The organism is Lachnoanaerobaculum gingivalis, assembly GCF_003862475.1.
Taxonomy (GTDB): Bacteria; Bacillota; Clostridia; order Lachnospirales; family Lachnospiraceae; genus Lachnoanaerobaculum; species Lachnoanaerobaculum gingivalis.
In genome coordinates, this window is record NZ_RRCO01000002.1 from 209,018 (window position 1) to 230,467 (window position 21,450).

The 21,450-nt window shown below is 34.5% G+C and carries 18 protein-coding genes, 1 tRNA gene and 1 pseudogene; 19 read left to right on the plus strand and 1 reads right to left on the minus strand.

Translation table 11 applies throughout. The annotated features are described in order from the left end of the window. The first annotated feature begins 55 nt into the window (after positions 1 to 55). From infC to EHV10_RS05225, 11 genes are all read left to right on the plus strand, one after another. On the plus strand, positions 56 to 553 hold the full coding sequence (infC, locus tag EHV10_RS05180; protein ID WP_007591878.1) for a translation initiation factor IF-3: 498 nt from the start codon (positions 56 to 58) through the stop codon (positions 551 to 553). 28 nt (positions 554 to 581) lie between these two features. Continuing rightward, complete coding sequence (gene rpmI, locus EHV10_RS05185) at positions 582 to 779, plus strand: 50S ribosomal protein L35 (protein WP_007591879.1); 198 nt, start codon at positions 582 to 584, stop codon at positions 777 to 779. A gap of 27 nt (positions 780 to 806) precedes the next feature. After that, the gene (gene rplT, locus EHV10_RS05190; protein ID WP_007591881.1) at positions 807 to 1,163 is read left to right on the plus strand and encodes a 50S ribosomal protein L20; all 357 of its coding nucleotides are present in this window, start codon (positions 807 to 809) and stop codon (positions 1,161 to 1,163) included. A 54-nt stretch (positions 1,164 to 1,217) separates the two neighbouring features. Continuing rightward, positions 1,218 to 1,301: transfer RNA gene (locus tag EHV10_RS05195), tRNA-Leu, on the plus strand. Between the two features lie 86 nt (positions 1,302 to 1,387). Further along, entirely contained in the window at positions 1,388 to 3,133 is a 1,746-nt protein-coding gene (locus tag EHV10_RS05200; protein WP_128673743.1) for an ABC transporter ATP-binding protein, read from the plus strand. Further along, complete coding sequence (locus EHV10_RS05205) at positions 3,133 to 5,031, plus strand: ABC transporter ATP-binding protein (RefSeq protein WP_128673744.1); 1,899 nt, start codon at positions 3,133 to 3,135, stop codon at positions 5,029 to 5,031. Before EHV10_RS05200 ends, EHV10_RS05205 begins: the two co-directional genes overlap by 1 nt. 48 nt (positions 5,032 to 5,079) lie before the next feature. Further along, a complete protein-coding gene (locus EHV10_RS05210) occupies positions 5,080 to 6,135 on the plus strand; it encodes a zinc ribbon domain-containing protein (protein WP_243116075.1) in 1,056 nt (351 codons plus the stop codon). Positions 6,136 to 6,346: 211 nt separating this feature from the next. After that, positions 6,347 to 7,894, plus strand: coding sequence for a hypothetical protein (locus EHV10_RS05215; RefSeq protein WP_128673745.1), 1,548 nt, complete (start codon positions 6,347 to 6,349; stop codon positions 7,892 to 7,894). A gap of 280 nt (positions 7,895 to 8,174) precedes the next feature. Continuing rightward, on the plus strand, positions 8,175 to 11,003 hold the full coding sequence (locus tag EHV10_RS05220) for an RICIN domain-containing protein (protein ID WP_128673746.1): 2,829 nt from the start codon (positions 8,175 to 8,177) through the stop codon (positions 11,001 to 11,003). Between the two features lie 42 nt (positions 11,004 to 11,045). Continuing rightward, the gene (locus tag EHV10_RS14620) at positions 11,046 to 11,201 is read left to right on the plus strand and encodes a hypothetical protein (RefSeq protein ID WP_009445134.1); all 156 of its coding nucleotides are present in this window, start codon (positions 11,046 to 11,048) and stop codon (positions 11,199 to 11,201) included. A gap of 452 nt (positions 11,202 to 11,653) precedes the next feature. Further along, entirely contained in the window at positions 11,654 to 12,439 is a 786-nt protein-coding gene (locus tag EHV10_RS05225) for a P-loop NTPase family protein (RefSeq protein WP_128673747.1), read from the plus strand. A gap of 113 nt (positions 12,440 to 12,552) precedes the next feature. Here the strand turns inward: EHV10_RS05225 and EHV10_RS05230 are convergent, their stop codons facing one another. Next, positions 12,553 to 12,963: a PaaI family thioesterase gene (locus EHV10_RS05230; protein ID WP_128673748.1), complete on the minus strand. Its 411-nt coding sequence runs from the start codon at positions 12,961 to 12,963 to the stop codon at positions 12,553 to 12,555. Positions 12,964 to 13,351: 388 nt separating this feature from the next. On the opposite strand from EHV10_RS05230, the gene EHV10_RS05235 reads away from it, so the two are divergent. From EHV10_RS05235 to frr, 8 genes and pseudogenes are all read left to right on the plus strand, one after another. Beyond that, the gene (locus tag EHV10_RS05235) at positions 13,352 to 15,142 is read left to right on the plus strand and encodes a DNA-directed RNA polymerase subunit alpha C-terminal domain-containing protein (RefSeq protein ID WP_128673749.1); all 1,791 of its coding nucleotides are present in this window, start codon (positions 13,352 to 13,354) and stop codon (positions 15,140 to 15,142) included. A gap of 166 nt (positions 15,143 to 15,308) precedes the next feature. Next, positions 15,309 to 16,319: a rod shape-determining protein gene (gene mreB / locus EHV10_RS05240; RefSeq protein WP_007591892.1), complete on the plus strand. Its 1,011-nt coding sequence runs from the start codon at positions 15,309 to 15,311 to the stop codon at positions 16,317 to 16,319. 1 nt (position 16,320) lies between these two features. Further along, positions 16,321 to 18,555 (plus strand): SF1B family DNA helicase RecD2, encoded by a 2,235-nt coding sequence (gene recD2 / locus EHV10_RS05245; protein ID WP_128673750.1) that lies wholly within the window; start codon positions 16,321 to 16,323, stop codon positions 18,553 to 18,555. 27 nt (positions 18,556 to 18,582) lie between these two features. Then, positions 18,583 to 18,735, plus strand: a pseudogene (locus EHV10_RS15375) (double zinc ribbon domain-containing protein); the annotation flags it as partial. Positions 18,736 to 18,798: 63 nt separating this feature from the next. Continuing rightward, on the plus strand, positions 18,799 to 19,263 hold the full coding sequence (locus EHV10_RS05250; RefSeq protein WP_243116076.1) for a ComF family protein: 465 nt from the start codon (positions 18,799 to 18,801) through the stop codon (positions 19,261 to 19,263). Between the two features lie 67 nt (positions 19,264 to 19,330). After that, positions 19,331 to 19,924 carry a hypothetical protein gene (locus EHV10_RS05255; RefSeq protein WP_128673752.1) on the plus strand — a complete coding sequence of 198 codons (594 nt, stop codon included), beginning with the start codon at positions 19,331 to 19,333 and terminating at the stop codon, positions 19,922 to 19,924. A gap of 146 nt (positions 19,925 to 20,070) precedes the next feature. Then, positions 20,071 to 20,769: a UMP kinase gene (gene pyrH / locus EHV10_RS05260; protein ID WP_128673753.1), complete on the plus strand. Its 699-nt coding sequence runs from the start codon at positions 20,071 to 20,073 to the stop codon at positions 20,767 to 20,769. Between the two features lie 38 nt (positions 20,770 to 20,807). Beyond that, positions 20,808 to 21,362 carry a ribosome recycling factor gene (gene frr / locus EHV10_RS05265; RefSeq protein WP_128673754.1) on the plus strand — a complete coding sequence of 185 codons (555 nt, stop codon included), beginning with the start codon at positions 20,808 to 20,810 and terminating at the stop codon, positions 21,360 to 21,362. The last annotated feature ends 88 nt before the right edge of the window (positions 21,363 to 21,450 follow it).

The following is a 21,450-nucleotide window of genomic DNA, read 5'->3' on the forward strand; positions in this document are numbered from 1 at the left end:
ATCTGCCTTTTTATATTGGTAAGGAAAATGGAGGTATAAAGGTATTAGCGAACAATTGATTAACGAACAGATTAAAGCTAAAGAAGTTCGTCTTATTTCATCAGAGGGTGAACAGTTAGGTGTAGTTTCAATAAATGAGGCAAGGGAAAAAGCAGAGGAAGCAGGCTTGGATTTGGTTCTTATTGCTCCAACAGCTAAACCCCCTGTTTGTAAAATTATTGATTATGGTAAATTCAGATATGAACTTGCCAGAAAAGATAAGGAAGCAAAGAAAAAGCAAAAGACAATAGAAGTAAAAGAGGTTCGTTTATCTCCAAATATTGACACTAATGATCTTAATACTAAAGTCGGTTCAGCCAGAAAATTCTTGGAAAAAGGAAACAAGGTTAAGGTTACTCTAAGATTTAGAGGCAGGGAGATGGCAAGAATGTTCAAGTCAAAATATATTTTGGATGATTTTGCCGAGGCTCTTTCAGATGTGGCAACAATTGACAAACCTTCTAAGGCAGAAGGAAGAAGTTTGGTAATGTTTTTATCAGCAAAGAAGGCTTAAAGATATTGTAATAAAAGGAGGATTCATTATGCCAAAGCTAAAGACAAATAAAGCAGCAGCGAAGCGTTTTAAGAAAACAGGAACAGGTAAGCTTGTAAGAAATAAAGCTTATAAGTCACATATCTTAACTAAGAAGTCAACAAAGAGAAAAAGAAATCTTAGAAAAGATATCGTAACAGATGCTACAAACGCAAAAGTTATGAAGAAAATTTTACCATATCTATAAGTTGACGAAGGGTTAGGAGGTTTTTAAATGGCAAGAGTTAAAGGTGCTTTAAATGCAAAGAAAAGACATAATAGAGTTTTAAAACTTGCAAAGGGATATAGAGGAGCTCGTTCAAAGCAGTACAGAATTGCAAAGCAGTCTGTAATGAGAGCTTTAGCAAGTGCTTATGCAGGTAGAAAAGAGAGAAAGAGACAGTTCAGACAGCTTTGGATTGCAAGAATCAATGCTGCTGCAAGAATCAACGGTCTTTCATACTCAAAGCTTATGCACGGACTTAAGGTTGCAGGCGTTGATATGAACAGAAAGATGCTTGCTGAGTTGGCTGTAAATGATGCTGCAGGTTTTGCTAAGTTAGCAGAAGTTGCAAAATCAAAGCTTGCATAATAATTAGTATTGTATTATACTTGCCACGTGAGGTAATCTCACGTGGTCTTATAAGCAGAAATGGCGGAATTGGCAGACGCGCACGGTTCAGGTCCGTGTGATAGCAATATCATGAGGGTTCAAGTCCCTTTTTCTGCATCAATCTATCTAAATATTGAGAGGTAGTTCATTTAAAAGATTGTACATTATGTGCAATTTTTTTTTATTAGAGAGAGGAGAAACATATGTTAAAGGTACTGGCAAAATATATAAAAGAATATAAAGTTGCTTCCCTACTCACAATTGCATTCATAATAGGTGAAGTAGTATTTGAATTACTTATACCATATATGATGACATTTATAATTGATAAAGGCGTTGCAATTAATGATTTCGGTGCGGTAATAAAATACGGTTCAATAATGATAGTTCTGGCTATTCTTGGACTTATTTGCGGTATAGCCGCAGGTATTTACGGTGCAAATGCCTCAGCGGGATTTGCTAAAAATTTACGAGAAGGTATGTTTAGAAATATTCAAAATTTCTCTTTTTCAAATATTGATAAGTTTTCAAGTGCCGGTCTTGTCACAAGACTTACGACAGATATAACCAATGTTCAAAATTCATATCAAATGATACTTAGAATGTTGATGAGAGCTCCTGCTACACTTATTTTTGCTCTGATTATGGCTGTATCTATTTCAAGAGATATGTCGGTTATATTCTTCGTTGCTATTTTCTTTTTAGCTACGGCTCTTGCTATTATAATTGCGGTAGCTTTTAAACTCTTTAATCAGGTATTTGAAAAGTATGACGCATTGAATGCAAATGTGCAAGAAAATATCTCAGGTATAAGAGTTGTAAAATCATATGTACAGGAAGATAAAGAAATATCTAAGTTTGATAGAGCTATAACAAATTTATATAAGTTGTTTGTAAAGGCGGAATCACTTGTTGTAATAAACAATCCTTTGATGATGTTTACGGTATATGCATGTATAATTGCGCTGTCATGGTTCGGTGCAAAAAGAATCGTAGCCGGAGCATTAACAACAGGTGAACTTACATCTCTTTTTTCATATATAATGAGTATACTTATTTCACTGATGATGCTCTCGTTTGCATTTGTAATGATTACTTTATCTGAAGCAAGTGCAAAGAGAATTGCGGAAGTTTTGCAGGAGGAAAGTGATATAAAGACAAAGGAAAATGCATCCAAAGATGTAAAGGACGGCAGCATTGACTTTGATAATGTCAGCTTTTCATATAAAGCCGGTATCGGAAAACCTGTGCTGTCAAATATAAATATTCATATAGCATCAGGTCAGACCATAGGAATAATCGGTGGAACAGGTAGTTCAAAGACATCTTTGGTAAATCTTATTCCAAGACTTTATGATGCCACACAGGGAAATGTATATGTGGGTGGAAAGAATGTAAAGGACTATGATATAAAGAGTCTTAGAGATGCGGTAAGTGTGGTATTGCAAAAAAATGTACTCTTCTCAGGCAGTATAATTGACAATCTTCGTTGGGGAAATGAGAATGCTTCACCCGACGAGATAAAGAAAGCCTGTGAACTTGCTTGTGCCGACGAATTCATAGAAAGAATGCCTGAAAAGTATAATACATGGATAGAGCGTGGCGGAAGTAATGTATCAGGTGGTCAAAAGCAGAGACTTTGTATTGCAAGAGCTCTTCTGAAAAAACCTAAGATATTGATTCTTGATGACTCTACATCTGCTGTAGATACCGCTACAGATGCAAAGATAAGAAAAGCATTCAAAGAAGAGATACCTAATACTACAAAAATTATTATCTCTCAAAGAATATCATCTATAAAAGAGGCTGATAAGATTATTGTAATGGATAACGGTAAGATTGTTGGATTTGATACACATGAAAAATTACTTGAGACTAATGAGATTTACAGAACTACAGCAAATGCGCAGTCTGAAGGTAATGCGGATTTTGATAAGGCAGGTGCATAATGTCGGGAATAAATAGAGAAAAAGGCGGTATAAATCAAACTATACAGGTTGTTGCAAGTGACAGCATGAAAAGAGTAATATCACTTGTATTAAAAAACTATAAAAAGAGTATCTTTGTTGTAATTATAGGAATACTGATATCGGCGATAGTAAGTTCTATCAGTGCTTCCGTTATGCAGGATATTATAGATAATTATATAATTCCTCTAACAAAAGAAACTAATCCTGATTTCACACCATTGGCAATTGAGATAGGAAAACTTATTTGTATATTTTCGGTGGGTGTATTGGCATCATTTGCTTATAACAGGATAATGGTAAATGTAGGACAGGGAACCATGCGTGAGATAAGAAGAAATCTTTTTGCACATATGGAAAAACTTCCTATAAGATATTTTGATACACATTCACATGGCGATATAATGTCCATCTATACCAATGATACAGACACATTGCGACAGTTTATAGGAACATCATTTCCACAGCTGGTAGAAGCACTATTTTCTTTAATTGCTGTATTTATCACAATGCTTTCATTAAGTCCTATGATGACTTTAGTGTCTGTTATTATGATTATTATATCTGTACAGGCTTCAGGTAAGGCCGCAAGTATTTCAGGTAAATATTTCGGAATACAGCAGGCTACTCTTGGAAAAGTAAACGGATATATAGAAGAGATGATAAGCGGTCAAAAGGTTGTAAAGGTATTCAACTATGAAGATAAGAACATAAAAGGGTTTATATCCATAAATGATGAATTATGTGATGCCGCTTCAAAAGCAAACGGATTTGCAAATATACTTATGCCTATAGTTGCACAAATCGGAAACTTAAGTTATGTAGTAATAGCTGTAGTTGGTGGCTACCTGGCTATAAACGGTCATTTCGGAGTGACCATAGGAACTATAGCCGCATTCCTTTCGCTGGTAAAAGCATTTAACAGACCGTTTATGACTGTATCACAACAGCTCAATGCGGTAGTTATGGCGGCTGCTGGAAGTCAGCGAGTATTTGCACTTATGGATGAAACTGTAGAAGATGATGAAGGATATGTAACACTGGTAAATGCAAAGATAGACGGTAAGGGAAATATATCAGAGTCAAAATCAAGAACCGGAATCTGGGCATGGAAGCATAAACATGATAACGGAGAAATTACATATACAAAACTTGAGGGAGATATTGTATTTGAAAATGTCGACTTCGGATATGTACCTGAAAAGATAGTACTACATGATATAAATCTCTTTGCAAACAAGGGACAAAAGATTGCATTTGTAGGTTCTACAGGTGCAGGTAAGACAACTATAACAAACCTTATAAACAGATTTTATGATATTCAAAACGGTAAGATAAGATATGACGGTATAAACATCGAAAAGATAAAGAAGGATGACCTCAGAAGATCTTTGGGTGTGGTTCTTCAGGAAACAAATCTTTTCTCAGATACCGTTATGGAAAATATTCGTTATGGTCGTCCTGATGCAACAGATGAGGAGTGCATAGCGGCTGCAAGACTGGCAAATGCCGACGGTTTTATAGAAAGACTTCCTGACGGATATAATACATTCCTTCACGAGGGTGGTGCAAATCTGTCACAGGGTCAAAAACAGCTCCTTTCTATTGCAAGGGCTGCCTTAGCAGATCCTCCTGTACTTATTTTGGATGAAGCTACATCTTCAATTGATACAAGAACCGAACAGCTTATACAGGCAGGTATGGATTCCTTGATGATTGGTCGAACAACATTTGTTATTGCCCACAGACTCTCAACCATTAAAAACTCTGATGTAATAATGGTACTTGAGCAAGGAAGAATAATAGAGCGTGGCTCACACGAAAGTTTATTGGAACAAAAAGGAAGATATTATCAACTTTATACGGGAAAAGTGGTATAATAAAAATGTAGTATATATTTTAGGCCTAAATTTAAGGAGTGTACATATATGTTTTGTTCAAATTGCGGTAAACAGCTTGAAGATAGTGATAAAGTATGCGGTTTTTGCGGCGTACCTGTACAAAGCGAAAGCAATATTACATTGAGTAAAGATAAGCCCGATAAAACACATAGTAATGTAGAAAAAGACGGAAATACAGAAATACCGAGCTATATTAAAAAACCAGCTTTAGTTTCGGCAGGTATTTACATCTTATCCAGATTTATGATTTATATTGTTGATATATTTGACAGCTCAAGAACAATGATAGGTGTTCCGTTTTATATTTCATTGCTATGTATTATTTCTTTAGTAATGATAGTAGGGCTTTTAGTTCTGAATTCAAAGAACAAAATAATATTGGCTGTACCGAAGATATTCATCATCATTTCCTCGATACCGTCGATATTTCTTTACTACCAATATTTTAGAAGTGAATTTCTATTTTCTGATTTGTTAAAAGCTGTATTTATATATCCTACAAGTTTTGTAGCCGCAATCGATGATTGTATCGTATTTGTTGTGCTATGTATACTGGCATTAAGTAAAAATAAGACGCTTGTTAAATTTTGCGGATTTATATTAATTTTAACAGTATTGCGCCATACGGTAAGTATAATATATCTTACTGGCTATGAATTTACTACGATACTTGAGAACTTATTCAGTCTTTCAAGTTTAAGTACTCTTTGTTGGATTATAGCGACAATATCTTTTTATGTATATGAAGTATGTATCTTCTTCATTATGTGGAGTATGAGTGTATGTGGAAAACAAGCTGTACATACAGCCGGTAGAGAAAACGAAATAAGAAATGTATACGTAGAGAACACGGCAAATACCAATGAACTTGATGAACCAAATACCGGTATAAATGTTTTATGTTTCTTTATTCCTATAATAGGTTTGACTCTATACTTTGCATGGAAGAGTATGTATCCTAAAAAAGCAAAAACTGCACTGAAGGTTGCCTTAATGGGATTTTTAACTTGGACAGTATTAAGCGTTGTATTAAGATTGTTCATAGACTTTATAGTTTATTGGATGATTTCGAATATGCACTAATAATCATTGATGTATAAAAATTAATATTTAAGATAGAATAACGGTCGTAGCGGGTTGCTTTGGCTGTTATTTTTTGTAATATATACTTAAGAAAAATATTGACATTTTATTATATAAACCTTACGATAGTATTTAGATATATTAATTATAAATTAAATACGAATATAATATACATAATATATGTAGCAGTTTGAGTTAAAGGGTTTATTACATGCAAGAACGCAGGATTTGTCAAAGTGATATAATTAAATATATAAATGAAGAGCTGGGTATTCCATACTCGTCATTGTGCACTGTTATAGACAAGGTAAGACCGGGAAATATGGTGGAGCCCAGAATCAGTGAGATAAAACGTGGGAAGAGAAAGGGATACAAGGAACTTGAAAACCATGAAGACCTATTTTTTGATACATGCTTTACAATCAAAGATGAGGAGCTTGGATTTCATAAATTAAGAGAGTTTATTGAACGTGAGAAATTAATATTCCCCAATCATAAAGGTTTACAGGATGATGATTATAAATCTTATTCTTTGCGAATGCTAAAGTATGGTCTGGAGAATTGTGAATTACCGTCCAGCCATAAAAATATTGTATTACTTGTGGAAGACTTAGAATATATTAAAGAACCGACTGTGGTGCCGGAAGATATATTGGATGTCATTGATATTGAGGAATATTCAAATAAAATAGATACAAATGAAAAAAACAGATATATAAGCAGTATAAGGGAAAATTGGAACTATATATTTCTATGTTTTGTTTTCTTAACACTTGGGTCGATAATATTCAGTATTTATAGGATTTCCGCAATGGATATGTTTTTTTGGATGAAGAATATGTCACCTGCTTTGTTTTCTTTTTTGACATTATTTATTTCGGTATCTACAGTGATTTTCGGGTTTGTTGATACAGGTATTGCAGTTTTTATTTATAATATAAAAAATAAAAGCCGGGAAAAATTAACTTACAAAGACATATATATGATTGCCAAATACGGTGATAAAGACAAAATAATACAAGGTCGTGGAAGGTATGATCTTGGAATAAGCCATATATGTTATTCATTATTTTGCAATATAACAGGAGCCCTATGTGCATTGGCTTTATACAGCTATTTAAAGAAACAGGAAAGCTTTGATACTTTTTTATTATCAAAAGATTTTTCTATAGTGGCAAATATAGCTCTAATGTTTGTATTGGTACTGGTATTTGTAAACAGCTTCTTACTGTTTACAAGAGAGCCTATGAAAGATTTCCATGATATAGAAGAAAACCCGGACACATTGAAAATCACAAGGCTAAGTGTTATAGCCAACAATGTTCACATAGCAGTAAATATATTCTTCTCGTCTATGGGAATACTGTTTTCATTTATGTATGGATTTTCAAGCTATAATGTAATGGGAAATATATCACCTATGTTTTGTCTTGTACTTATAGGATTGTATTCATATTTATGGTTTTCATCAACATCGCCATATGCGGTAGAGTTCAATGCACAATGTGCGGGGTCTTTTTTGTTACTTGCACCTTTTATAGCATCTGTTACCTCACTGTATACAATTATGTGTTTTAACAACTCAACTTCATATATGATGGTTATAGGTGTAAATGTAATAGCTGTTATAGTATGGCTTGTATGCCTGATTTATAAAGAAGAGAGAAAATTAGCGCCGGTGATGAGAAACAATAAGATTTATTTTTCTGTCTATACATCACTTTTGGTTTTGTTTTTTATTATACTCAATTGTATTTAAATGTAATTTTATAAATTTGATTTTACCACCGTTTTAGTACGGTGGTTTTTTATTGTAAATTTCATGTGCATTTTTATAAAAATGTCAATAAATATAAGGATTATAGCACTTACACTAAAATTACACAGTAAGTTGTAAGTTGGTGGGATGTTCTTTTCTCGTAAAAAATACTAAAGTACAAATATCATTAAACGTAATAAAAAGGGGGACTTGATATGTTGTGAGAAGGTATACAGATTTAGAAAAAAATTGTATTTATGTAATGTGAAAGGATAAAAATATGGATAGAAGAATACGATTAAAAAGATATATTTCACTTTGTTGTTCCTTTTTTCTAGTATTGTTTAATCTTAATTCGTATATTGTTGCAAGTGCGAATGCATTAGACAATACAAATGTTAATAATGAAATTTATGTGGCAACATCAAGTAATGCAAGAATAGCAGATGAATTTTATTTTGATTCAATATTTGAAGGATACAGAATAATATTACAAGCAGATAAAAATGTAGTACCGCCGGATACTGTTGTAAAAATTAAAAAGGTAGAGAAGCTAAATGGAGAGTCTATTAATAAGATAGTAAACTCAAATGTGGATTATGATGAGGGAGAGGTACTTGATGTAGTTGCATTTGATATTTCACTTTGGCTAAACGGCATTGAAATACAGCCTGAAAATGGCAATGTAAATGTAAGCATAGAACCTTTATTAAGTAATAATAAGAGTAAAGAAAATATAGCAGAAGTATTCCATATAACTGAAGATGGTGATATTTCAAAAATTGCAAATGATAGTTTAGATGACGGAAAAATAGACTTTGTTGCAGAACACTTTTCAGTATATGGTTTTGCAATGCTTGGTGCTGCAGGTGGGCATACACAGGCAGATGCAGAAGCTTGGATTGATAGCATGCATGGAACAGCAATAGACTATGATGGAGCCTATGGTGTACAATGTGTTGATTTAATCTCATCATATTACAGATATCTCGGATATAATATATTTAATTATGTTGCCGGTAATGGATATGCATATACGTTTAATTATTCACCATTACCGCCGGGATGGCAAAGATTTGGGAATAATGTTGATCCAAGACCCGGAGATATAGTTGTATTTGGGGCTCATCAATATGGAATGTACGGAACCGGCCACATAGGTATAGTGCGTGCTGTAGATTCAACATCGTATAAATACCTTGATTATAACGGTACAGGAAATTATGATGCCGGTACGTGGAGATGGAAACCACTCAGAAATTTTACAAGTATTATTCGTCCGGATTTTGTAATACCTCCTGTAATACCTGACCATATACCGGGACCTGTAGGTGGAAGTGATGATGATATAGCTGACGGAGACTATACCATACGTTCAGATGTGGCAGAAGGTAGAAGCTTAGGTTGGGAAGGTGACGGAAATACAAACGGACAGAATGTATGCTTAAAAGATTATTTTAAAAATGGTGACTATGTGTGGACACTTGAACGTCAAAGTGATGACAGTTTTATCGTAAAAACAAAGCAAGGTGGAAAACTCCTTGATATATTAGGTGGACCATATTCATATGGAAATGAAAAGAATGCCATTATGTGGGACTATGTACAGGGAAATGACAACCAAAGATGGTACATAGTAAGAAACGGTAGCGGATATAGATTTATTGCTAAACATTCAGGATATTCATTGGATGTAAGAAACGGAGATACTACTGACGGCAATAATATATACCAATACTATCCTAATGAATCTACAGCACAAAGATTCTATCTTGAAAAGCATGATTTTCCAAATGTAGAAGAAACAAGTGCAGATGATTTAAAAGATAATGCTACTTACATAATTCGATCAAAACTGGATGTATCAAAAGTTATCACTACCGAGTCTGATTCAAGTGGTGCAAACGGTAAAAATATATACCTCTATGATTATAATTCACCTAATTTACCTTCAACACAGATTTGGAAGCTTGAGAAGCAGTCAGAAGGAACATTTCTTATAAAGAATACATACAATAATAAATATATGGATGTAGTATGGTATTCCTTGAGCAACAGAGCAAATATATATAGCTGGGAAAGGCATTATAATCCAAGTGAGAGTTGGTATATTGTGAAAAACAATGATACTAAGGGAACATATAGAATTGTAAATAAGAATTCAGGTAAAGTTGTGGATATAACCGGAGGTCAAACAGCAAACGGTACTAATGTGCAACAATATATTTGGCATGAACATCCGGCACAAATGTTCTTCTTTGAAAGAGTTCCTGCACCTGTAGAATATACTGTAACATTTAAGGAGAATAATGGAAATATAATATCTACTAGGATTGTAGAAGATGGAGAGTCAGCGGTTGCACCACAGGCTCCTTACAAAGAAGGTTATGTATTTGTAGGTTGGGAAGGTGAATATAGTAATGTTCACGCAAACACTTTTGTAACTGCAAAGTATAATAAATTGCCTGATAGTAACAATGGAAGTAATAACAATGGAATAAATATAGGAAATAACGGAAGCAATGCCGGAAATACCGGTTCTAATATTGTAAACAGTAATTCACAAAATAATAATACTAGTGGTTCAACATCTGGTAACAGTTCACACTCCGGAGGTGGAGGTGGTTCACATTCCGGTGGAGGCGGTGGCGGTGGCTCACGCTCCGGTGGAGGCGGTGGCGGTAGCTCACGTTCCGGTGGAAGCGGTGGCGGTGGTTCACGCTCCGGTAATGCAGGTACCAAGACATCACAGAACTCATCTTCAGTATCCAATGGAAGTATATCATGGCAAAGAGACAACAAAGGATGGTGGATAAAGAACAGTGACGGCTCATATCCAAGAAATGAATGGAAGCTTGTTAACAACAGTTGGTATTTCTTTGATTCACAAGGATATATGTTCACAGGTTGGTTAAATTCAAATGGAAGTTGGTACTTCATGAATACAGACGAAGGTAGTGACAATGGAAAGATGGTCACCGGTTGGAGAGTAGTATCAGGAAAATGGTATTATCTAAGCACCGCTACAGACGGTAGTGGAGGAAAAATGCTTTTGAATACAACAATAGACGGCTATAGATTAGGGGCTGACGGTGTATGGGTAAAGTAATAAAGTTAATATTTTTAAATTATATAAATAAAGGAGAGAAACATGGTATACAAAGAAGGACATAGTTCATATGGACATTGTTGGATTGAGGGTGACGGTGTAAATTTTTGGGTATATGTTATGGATGGAAGGTCATCATACGGACCATATAGTTCATTGGCAGATGCCATAAGTGAATTTAATAGATATTGTCTATAGAATATATTATTTAAAGAAAATGTTGACTGTAAATTTATGGCAAGTGATAAAAATCAAAAAATGTTAACTTATAACAGAATTTTTATTATGTTTTATGCTGTATGAGTTTATGGTTGATATTAAAAAAAATAAAACATACAAGTAACCGGTAGGAGTAGTTTTGAAAACACTACTCCTGCCGGTGTAACTTATATTATTTATATTCAAATAAATTTTAGTTGGAATATCTTTTTACTAAAAGTATATCACGTTATTTTTAAGTTGAAATTTGAGAAATATTTAATGTCTATAAAAACAAACTAGACGTAATTAGCTCAAATTATTTCAAAAAATCTTATTGACTGTAATTTGCAGGGAATAGGACCGAATGAAATATTTGTAAACTTTATAGTAGTAAAGAAGACTAACTATGTATAAGAATAGAATATAATTAATAATGCGGAGGTTTTTTGATGAGAAAAGTAATTTTAGCAGCAGCGATAACAACTTTCAGCTGCATAATGACAATAAGTGCATATGCAGGTAATTGGGTAAAAAATAATACCGGTTGGTGGTATGATAACGGTAACGGTACTTGGCCGTCATCATCATGGCAGTGGATAGACGGTAATTCTGACGGAATAGCGGAGTGTTACTACTTTGACGGTGCAGGTTATTGTATGCTCAATACTACTACACCTGACAATTACAGTGTAAATGGTTCAGGGGCATGGACTGTAAACGGAGTAGTACAAACAAAAAATGCAAGTACTGAAAAAAGTGACAGCTATTATATGGAAAAGTATGCATCTGTGATAGATAAATGGAGAAACGACGAAGCCGGATATGCACTGGATCCTGTTTATGATTTTATAGATATAAATGGAAATGGTAGTAAGGAGCTGATAATAGGAGATAGAGATAATGGTTTCATTACAGGTATATACACTTTAAATAATGAAACTCCTGTTGAGATTGTAATTGACCCGGGTGTAAGTGATTGGAGATTTAACGTTCTTAAAGGTGGATATATTTCAACCAGTAATAGTAATGCCAGCTGGGATACCAATAGCTTATCTATATTAGATAGTGATGACAACAGAATTTGGGTAAGTAAAGCATATTATAAGCATTTCGATGGTGAGGCTGAGGTTTATGAAGTAAATGATGTACAAGTATCAAAAGGAGCCTATATCAACGAGTTGAAAAAATACAATATTGAGAAAGAAAATATAAGATTAACAAGGTCTATTAAATAAAATGGATGTTTTGTAAAATATAATTTTTAAAAACTTGCATTAAGTATAATCTTAGTGCAAGTTTTAGTGTAAAGATTAATTCGATAAATGTTTAACTGAATGAAAAACTTCCTTTATATCTCTATCGCCTTCCCCAGCGACATAAATGAGAATATACCTACAGCAAGCTCGACATAGTCCTGATCTTTTACAGATATGCTGTAGACGGAGATTTTCTTTCCTTTCTTTATTTCTGTGGCGGTAGCGGAAAGTTCTTTTGTATTTAAGCCGGCACGCAGATAATGGAAGTTTCCGTCAATTGTAGTTACATGTATTCCGTAGGAACTTGCAGCGGCACCGCCTGCTATGTCGGCGATAGTATAGAGGCAGCCTCCATGTATTGAACCTATTGGATTTAAAAGTTCTTTTGTGACTTTCATTTCAGCTTTGGCATAGCCGTTTGAAAGTTCGGTAAGTTCTATACCAAGTAATTTTGCAAAGTTGTTGTTTATATTTCTAAATGATTTCAGTTTCTCATAATCCATATGCATCCTCCTGATAATCGGAATTTACTCCGATTGATTTTAATAATTATACAATAAAATGTACCATATAAAAATATCATTTTTATTTTACACATAATAATATGTATTGTATTAATGAAATATGTGTGCTAATATATCTAGGTAAAATTTAATTGAATTATTATTAGCCATTGTTTTTAGAATGAATTGTACTACCTGGGGGTAGTGCGTCAATTTTAAAGGCAATGGCTTTTTGCTGTGCTTTTTTGTACCTTGAAAATTAAATCCGCAGATATAAATGACGGCCGGACGGAGAAGTATGCGATGACCTAAAATAAAGTGAGCATGCCAAGGAAGAGTTATTGTAGACTGCGACATTAACAAAATAATTTTAAAAAGAGGTATAGCAATGAATAATACAAATGAAATACGTAAAGAATATTTAAGTTCAAGTTCAATAGAATATAAAGATGACTTTAACGGTGAGGTGTATAGTGTCAGTGACAGGTTTATGACCTATGGAATGTATTTAAAAGTAGGCGAGACTTTGGGATTTGAAATCGTAATGAACTCGGGTGAGCCTTATAAAAACTATATATACTTGGATTCAGATAATGAGGTTTCTACAGATGAGTTTGACTGGATTTTCAACAATTATGCAAAGGTGATTCCGGATAAGTATATTTTGGAAGATAAAACCACAAAAAATTACAGAGTAAAGTATACAGCTGTTGTTGATAAAAGTGTGAATATAAATTTTATAGATGATGACATAATATATATGATTCCTGATTCCGGATATTTTAAGGCAATGTGTAAGGAGATAAGTGAGGTTGGAGGACATATCAGTGTGATTATAGTCGGAGGAAAAAAGGACGGTAATATTGGAAGTATTGTCTTTGATTTTCCGCAAAGAATATCCAAAAAGCTTAAATCACTTATAACCATGGTCTTTAAGGGTTGTGTTTTGGAAGAGGTAGGCGATGAAGTAACAGATAATAATATAAGTAAAAAGAATTTAAAAGATTATATTATTATTCTTTTGAAAATACTTGGTATGCAGCAAAAGGTAGATAAGGACTCTATTGACAATCTTGAACTTGGGGTTCGCTCCTACAATGCATTAAAAAAAGCGAATATTACTTCTTTAAAAAGGCTTCTTGAGATGTCCGATATGGAACTTCTTAAGATTAGAAACCTCGGCAGGAAATGTATTTCAGAGATCAGAACACAGCTTATTGAAAAGAATTATGTAAGTTCATGTGAAGAAGAATTCTTTGAAAATATGGACTCTATCGTATTGCCGGCAATTCCCGAAGATATTTTTGATGATATAGTTGATAAGCGTAACTATATGGATGAATTACAGGCTTTGGTTGGGATAAGGGCTGCAAAGGATCAGGTAAAAAAGATTTTGGCATTTGCAAAGATGAGAAAGGCTATGGAAGAAAATGGGGAACATTTAGAACCTATAACTATGAATATGGAATTTGTCGGAAATCCGGGTACTGCAAAGACCACTGTAGCAAGGATTGTGGCCGGATTGCTGAAAGAAATCGGTATTATAACAACAGGGAATTTCATAGAGGTAGGAAGAGCCGATCTTGTAGCACAGTATGTGGGACAAACAGCTCCTATGGTAAAAAATGTATTTCAAAGGGCAAAGGGCGGTGTGCTATTTATAGATGAGGCGTATTCACTTCTGGAAGAAGTAAGGGGAGAATTCGGTGATGAAGCTATAAATACGATTGTTCAGGAGATGGAAAACAACAGAAAGGACACTATAGTAATATTTGCCGGTTATCCTGATGAGATGGATGAGTTCTTCTTGCGAAATTCGGGGCTTAGATCAAGAGTACCTTTTAGAGTAAATTTTGAAGACTATAATGTTGAGGAGATGTTAGATATATGTAAACTGGAAGCCTTTAAGAAGGGATTTTTGACAGATGACATGGCTGATAAAAGGATTATGGAAATATGTGAGAAATCTATTAAAAATAAAAATAATGGAAACGGAAGATTTTGCAGAAATCTGATAGAAACGGGAGTACTCAATTTTGCATTCAGAAACTATGGAGATTTGAATGTAAATGAAAAAATAGAGTATATTTTAAGAAAAGAAGATTTCATAGATATGAATGATTTGGATTTAAAATCTGATCAGAACAACTCAAAGATAGGTTTTAAGATATCTGCTTAAGTAGTCAAAGTTATAAAAAGTGTAATAAAGTATCCTTTATACAGAAATATCGTATTTCTTTATAATTTATTTCTAAATATTGATATTGGCTAAATTGATAATTTGTTGTAGAATATAAGACAGTGTGTTATAGTAAAATTATTATTAAGTAAGTTTGGAGGAGAATATGTTTTGGTTTACATCCAATGACATTGGTATAGATCTTGGAACAGCAAGTATCTTAGTTTATATAAAGGGCAAGGGTGTTGTTTTAAAAGAGCCAAGTGTTGTAGCTATAGATAGAGAAAACGGTAAGATACAGGCCATAGGTGAAGAAGCCAGACTTATGATCGGAAGGACACCGGGAAATATTGTTGCAGTTAGACCGCTTCGTCAGGGTGTTATTTCAGATTATACAATTACAGAAAAGATGTTAAAGTACTTTATCGACAAGGCTGTAGGAAAGAAGACTTTCAGAAAGCCTAGAATTGCAGTATGTATCCCGTCAGGTGCTACTGAGGTCGAGAAGAAGGCTGTAGAGGATGCAACATATTCTGCAGGTGCAAGAGAAGTAAAAATAATCGAGGAGCCGGTAGCGGCAGCTATCGGTGCAGGAATTGATATCGAGAAGGCTGTAGGAAACATGATAGTTGATATCGGTGGCGGTACAGCTGATATTGCGGTTATATCTCTTGGCGGTACTGTTGTAAGTACATCAATAAAGATTGCAGGTGACGATTTCGATGAGTCTATCGTAAGATATATGAGAAAGAAGCACAATCTTTTAATAGGTGAGAGAACAGCGGAAGAAATTAAGATTAATATCGGTGCCGCATACAGAAGACCTGAGGTTCTTACTATGGAAGTTAAGGGTAGAAACCTTGTAACAGGACTTCCAAAGACTATAGAAGTTAACTCTGATGAGACTTTAGAGGCACTCAGAGAGCCTGCAATGCAGATCGTAGACTCTGTTCACAATGTTTTGGAGAGAACACCACCTGAGCTTGCAGCTGACGTATATGATAGAGGTATTGTGCTTACCGGTGGTGGTGCATTACTTTCAGGTCTTGACGCTCTTATTGAGGAAAAGACAGGTATCAACACGGTAATAGCTGACAATCCTTTGACAGCGGTTGCTATCGGTACAGGTAAGTTTATCGAATTCAGAACCGGTAATAAGGGAGATTCTAAAAAATAATATGTCAACAGTATCAGGCTATATCGAAAAAATCATTTATAGGAATGAAACTAATGGCTATACTGTGCTCAGCGTGGAGGCCGATGATGATGACTATGTCCTTGTCGGTACCTTCAACTATATTGCTGAAGGCGAATTTATAAAGGCAAAAGGAAATATGAAGCTGCATCCAAACTATGGAGAGCAGCTTTTTGTCGATGAATACGAAATCATAGAGCCGAGAGAACTTGACAGTATACAAAAGTATCTGGAATCTTCCGCAATAAAGGGTGTAGGCGAGGCACTGGCAAAAAGAATAGTTAAAAAGTTTAAGATGGACACTCTTAGAGTGATGGAAGAAGAACCTGAAAGACTGGCTGAAGTCAAAGGTGTAAGTGAAAAGCTTGCAAGATCGATAAGTGAACAGATACAGGAAAAAAAGTCCATGCGTGATGCCATGATTTTTCTACAAAAGTTTGGAATCAGTATGAAGCTTTCCGCAAAGATATATATGGAATACGGCAGTAAAATATATACTATAATAGAGACCAATCCATATAAACTTGCAGATGATATAGACGGTATAGGTTTTAAGATTGCAGACGATATTGCCAAAAAAGTAGGTATTACAGCCGATTCCAAGTTTCGTGCCGTTGCAGGAGTGGAATATATTCTTTCAAATGCCATGATGTCCGGACATCTATATCTGCCTGATACGGTTTTAAAAGATGAATTCCTTGATTTATTCGGTGAAAATATATTTGACTTTGATTCTTTACTTTCTGAGATGCAGATGGAAAAAAGAATCGTTGTGAAGAAAAATGAAGAAACTCAAGTTTATCTTTCACAGTGCTATTATACTGAACTTGCTGTAGCAAAAATGCTGACGGATATCAATATAAAAGCAAAGTATGATATAGAAAAGATAGAAGAGAAAATTCTAAAGATTGAGGACAAAGAAGGTATTGTTCTTGATGACTTGCAAAGGCAGGCGGTAATAGAATCTATAAGCAACGGTCTTATAATAATTACCGGAGGACCGGGAACAGGAAAGACTACAACTATAAATACTATTATCAAATACTTTGAAAGTGAAGGTGAAAGTATTGCGCTCGCTGCACCTACGGGCAGAGCGGCAAAGAGGATGTCGGAAGCCACGTCATATGAGGCAAAAACCATCCACAGACTTTTGGAAATAACACCGAATAACAGTGATAATTCAAGCAATATAGGTACTCATTTTGAGAGAAATGAAAACAATCCGCTGGAGTCCGATGTACTTATAGTGGATGAGGTCAGCATGGTGGATATTTTTCTTATGAATGCACTTTTAAAGGCTGTAGCAATAGGAACCAGACTGATTTTGGTTGGAGATATAAATCAGCTTCCAAGTGTAGGACCCGGAACAGTGTTAAAGGATATGATTGAGTCAAATTGCTTTAATGTTGTAAGGCTGAATAAGATATTCCGTCAATCCACGGGAAGCGATATTGTAGTAAATGCTCATAAGATAATGACAAATGAGGAGATTGATCTAAGCAAAAAAAGCAATGATTTTATTTTCATCAAGCAAAGTAATCCCGAGCATGTAATGGATTCGGTAATTTCACTTGTAAGAGATAAACTTCCTTCTTATGTAAAAGCATCTACAAATGAACTTCAGGTTATGACGCCTATGAGAAAAGGTCCTCTAGGAGTGGAAGTTTTAAATTCGTTTTTACAAAACAAATTAAATCCCGCAAGTAACTCAAAAAAAGAAAAAGAATATGATGCCACCGTCTTTAGGGAAGGCGATAAAGTAATGCAGATAAAAAACAATTACCAAAAAGAGTGGTTCGTATACAATGAAAAACATCTGCCGGTGGATAAGGGACTTGGAGTTTACAATGGTGATACCGGAATAATAAAAGAAATAGATATGTTTTCAGAAAGTTTCACTATTTGTTTTGATGACGGCAAAGTTTCAAATTATGAGTTTTCGGAGTTTAATGAGATTGAACTTGCATATGCCATTACAGTTCATAAATCACAGGGAAGCGAGTATCCGGCTGTAATTATTCCTGTTTATAAGGGACCGGCAATGCTGATGAACAGAAATCTTATATATACAGCTGTCACAAGAGCAAAAAAATGCGTGGTACTTGTAGGTATTCCTGAAGTGTTTTACAATATGATACAAAACACAAAGGAGATGGCAAGATATACCGGTTTAAAATCAAAAATAATTGAGCTTTCCATGTTATTTAAGGAGGACTAGGACATATTAAAAAAGATAGTTGATATTATTTACCCGAGAAGATGTCCTGTATGTGAAGAGATAGTAAATGAAAAAGGTCATCTTATTTGTAAGGCATGTATAAAGAAGCTTCCTTTTGTAAAAGATCCATACTGTATTAAATGCGGTAAGGAAATAATTTCAGAAGATTCTGCCTACTGTGATGAATGTAAATCAGACAGAGAGTTTGAAGCCGGAAGAGGGCTTTGTAATTATACTGATGAAATGAAGCATATTGTACTTAAAATTAAGTATGATAATAAAAGAGAATATATTGAAGGCTTTGCAAAGCTTATGGCAATTCGTTATGAAAAGTTTATTAAAGTCTCAAATATTGACTGTATTATACCTGTACCGCTTCACAGCTCACGAAAGAGGATGAGAGGATTTAATCAGTCCGATATTTTGGCAAAATATTTGTCAAAGTATCTTGATTTACCTGTATTTTTTGACTGCCTTTGCAGAGTAAAAAAGACTAAAGATCAAAAAGGACTAAACAGAACTGAAAGACTTCACAATCTTGACAATGCATTTACGGTTAAAAAGATGCGAAAAAGCCTTAAAAATGTTTTAGTTGTTGATGATGTATATACTACAGGTACAACTATAGAAAAATGTGCAAAAGTCTTAAAAGATTCAGGAATAAATAAAATTTATTTCTTGACCATATGTACAGGAAGCATTAGTTAGTAGTAAAATATACTTAGGTTTGCAGTTTCTAAAACCTTACATTTTAAATTCTGGGAGGACATAATTTATGAAAAAGAGTTTATATCTGTTACCTTTAATGATTGTAATGCTTTCTGCTTGTGGAAATAAACATGCGGATGTAGTTACAAGTACAAAGGCAGATGAGAGTACTGTGGAAGCTACACAAAAAGGTGATACCGGTAATAAAGACTCAAAGAGAGTTGAGAAGGAGTTTGGAAGCTTTATTGTGGCAGAAGGATTCGGTGAAGCAAAGGAACAATCAGGCGGTGGTAGATATTTTTATGTTGTTGAAGGTCATGAACATGATGCGAGACCAAATAATATATCTATAAATATGGGGCATCAAAATTATAACTTGGATGAAAGTGAAAAGTTTGCTGAGTCTACCACATGGCAGTTAAATACACAAATAAAGCAATACGGTATGGATGCTTCAGTTTACGGTTCATCAGGAAAAACAGATGCAGGCGATATAATGTATATTTTTGATATCAAGTTTAATAACAGTGACGAGATAGATCGTCAATACTATATATTAAGAGATAAAAAATATGTGATGGTCTTTATGTCAAACTTTGACGGTGATGAGTCTGTAAAGCAGGCGGCGGAGCTGATGGCAAAGAGTTTTGAGTGGAAATAATTTAATTTCCGGTAGATGGCAAATAGGAGTATATAGCTAAAAGTATAGTACTTAAATATTTATTGCTGTATTTTAACTTATTGTATAACTATTTCCCCTATGGTATACTTGTGTCATAATTCCAAGTAAAAAGGATAGAAGAATCTATGCAAAATAAAAGAGTAATGTTGAAACTAAGCGGTGAAGCTTTGGCAAAACCTGAGGGTGGTTACAACGAAGATAAAGTAAGAGATATTGCAAAGCAATTAAAGCCTTCTTTGGGGGCAGGTACAAATATAGGTGTGGTTATCGGTGGCGGTAACTACTGGAGAGGCAGAACATCTGAAGCTATTGACAGAACAAAGGCGGACCAGATAGGAATGCTTGCAACCATTATGAACTGTATCTATGTATCTGAGATATTCCGTTCAGAGGGTATAGATACTGCAATCTTTTCGGCATTTCCTTGCGGAGATATGGCGGAAGTATTCTCAAAAGACAGAGTAAATGAAAGATTTAAAGAGGGCAAGGTTGTATTCTTCGGTGGAGGCACAGGTCACCCATACTTCTCTACAGATACAGGTATAGTTTTAAGAGCTATCGAGATGGACGTAGATATGATACTTTTGGCAAAATCTATTGACGGAGTATATAATGCAGATCCTAAGGTAGATCCTAATGCAAAGAAGTATGATACACTTACAATTCAGGAAGTTATTGATAAGAGACTTGCTGTAGTGGATTTGACCGCTTCAGTAATGTGTCTTGAGCATAAGATGCCGCTTGCAGTATTTGATTTAAATGAAGAGAATTCTATAAAAAATGCGTTGGACGGCAAGATAAACGGAACAATTGTGACAGTGTAATTGTAATATATTTATTAATATAATTTTAAGGAGATTTTATGCAAGAGAGTATTAAAAAGTTTGAAGAGAAGATGACCAAATCTATCGATGTTTTGCTTGAGGAATACGCATCAATCAGAGCAGGAAGAGCTAACCCTCATGTACTTGACAGAATAAAAGTTGAATATTACGGAACACCTACACCTATCCAGCAGGTAGGAAATATTTCAGTTCCGGAACCTAGAATTATACAGATAGCACCTTGGGAGAAGTCTCTTTTAAAGGAGATCGAGAAGGCTATCAATATGTCTGACCTCGGTATCAATCCTACAAATGACGGTTCATGTATCAGACTTATCTTCCCTGAGCTTACAGAGGAGAGAAGAAAAGAACTTGTTAAGGATGTAAAGAAAAAAGGTGAGGCATGTAAGGTTGCTGTCAGAAATATCAGACGTGATGCTATAGATGCCATCAAAAAACTTGAAAAGGCCAGAGAGTTCACAGAGGATGATTTAAAGGACGGCGAAAACAAAATACAAAAGATTACAGATAAGGCTATTGAGAGAGTAGATAAGGCTATTGAAGACAAGTCAAAGGAAATATTAACAGTTTAATTAGCCGACTTCATATCAGTGGAGACAAATAGTTTCTAAAGTTTAAGAAGGTGGGCTTCCACCTTCTTGTTTTATAGTTTAAAGTGAA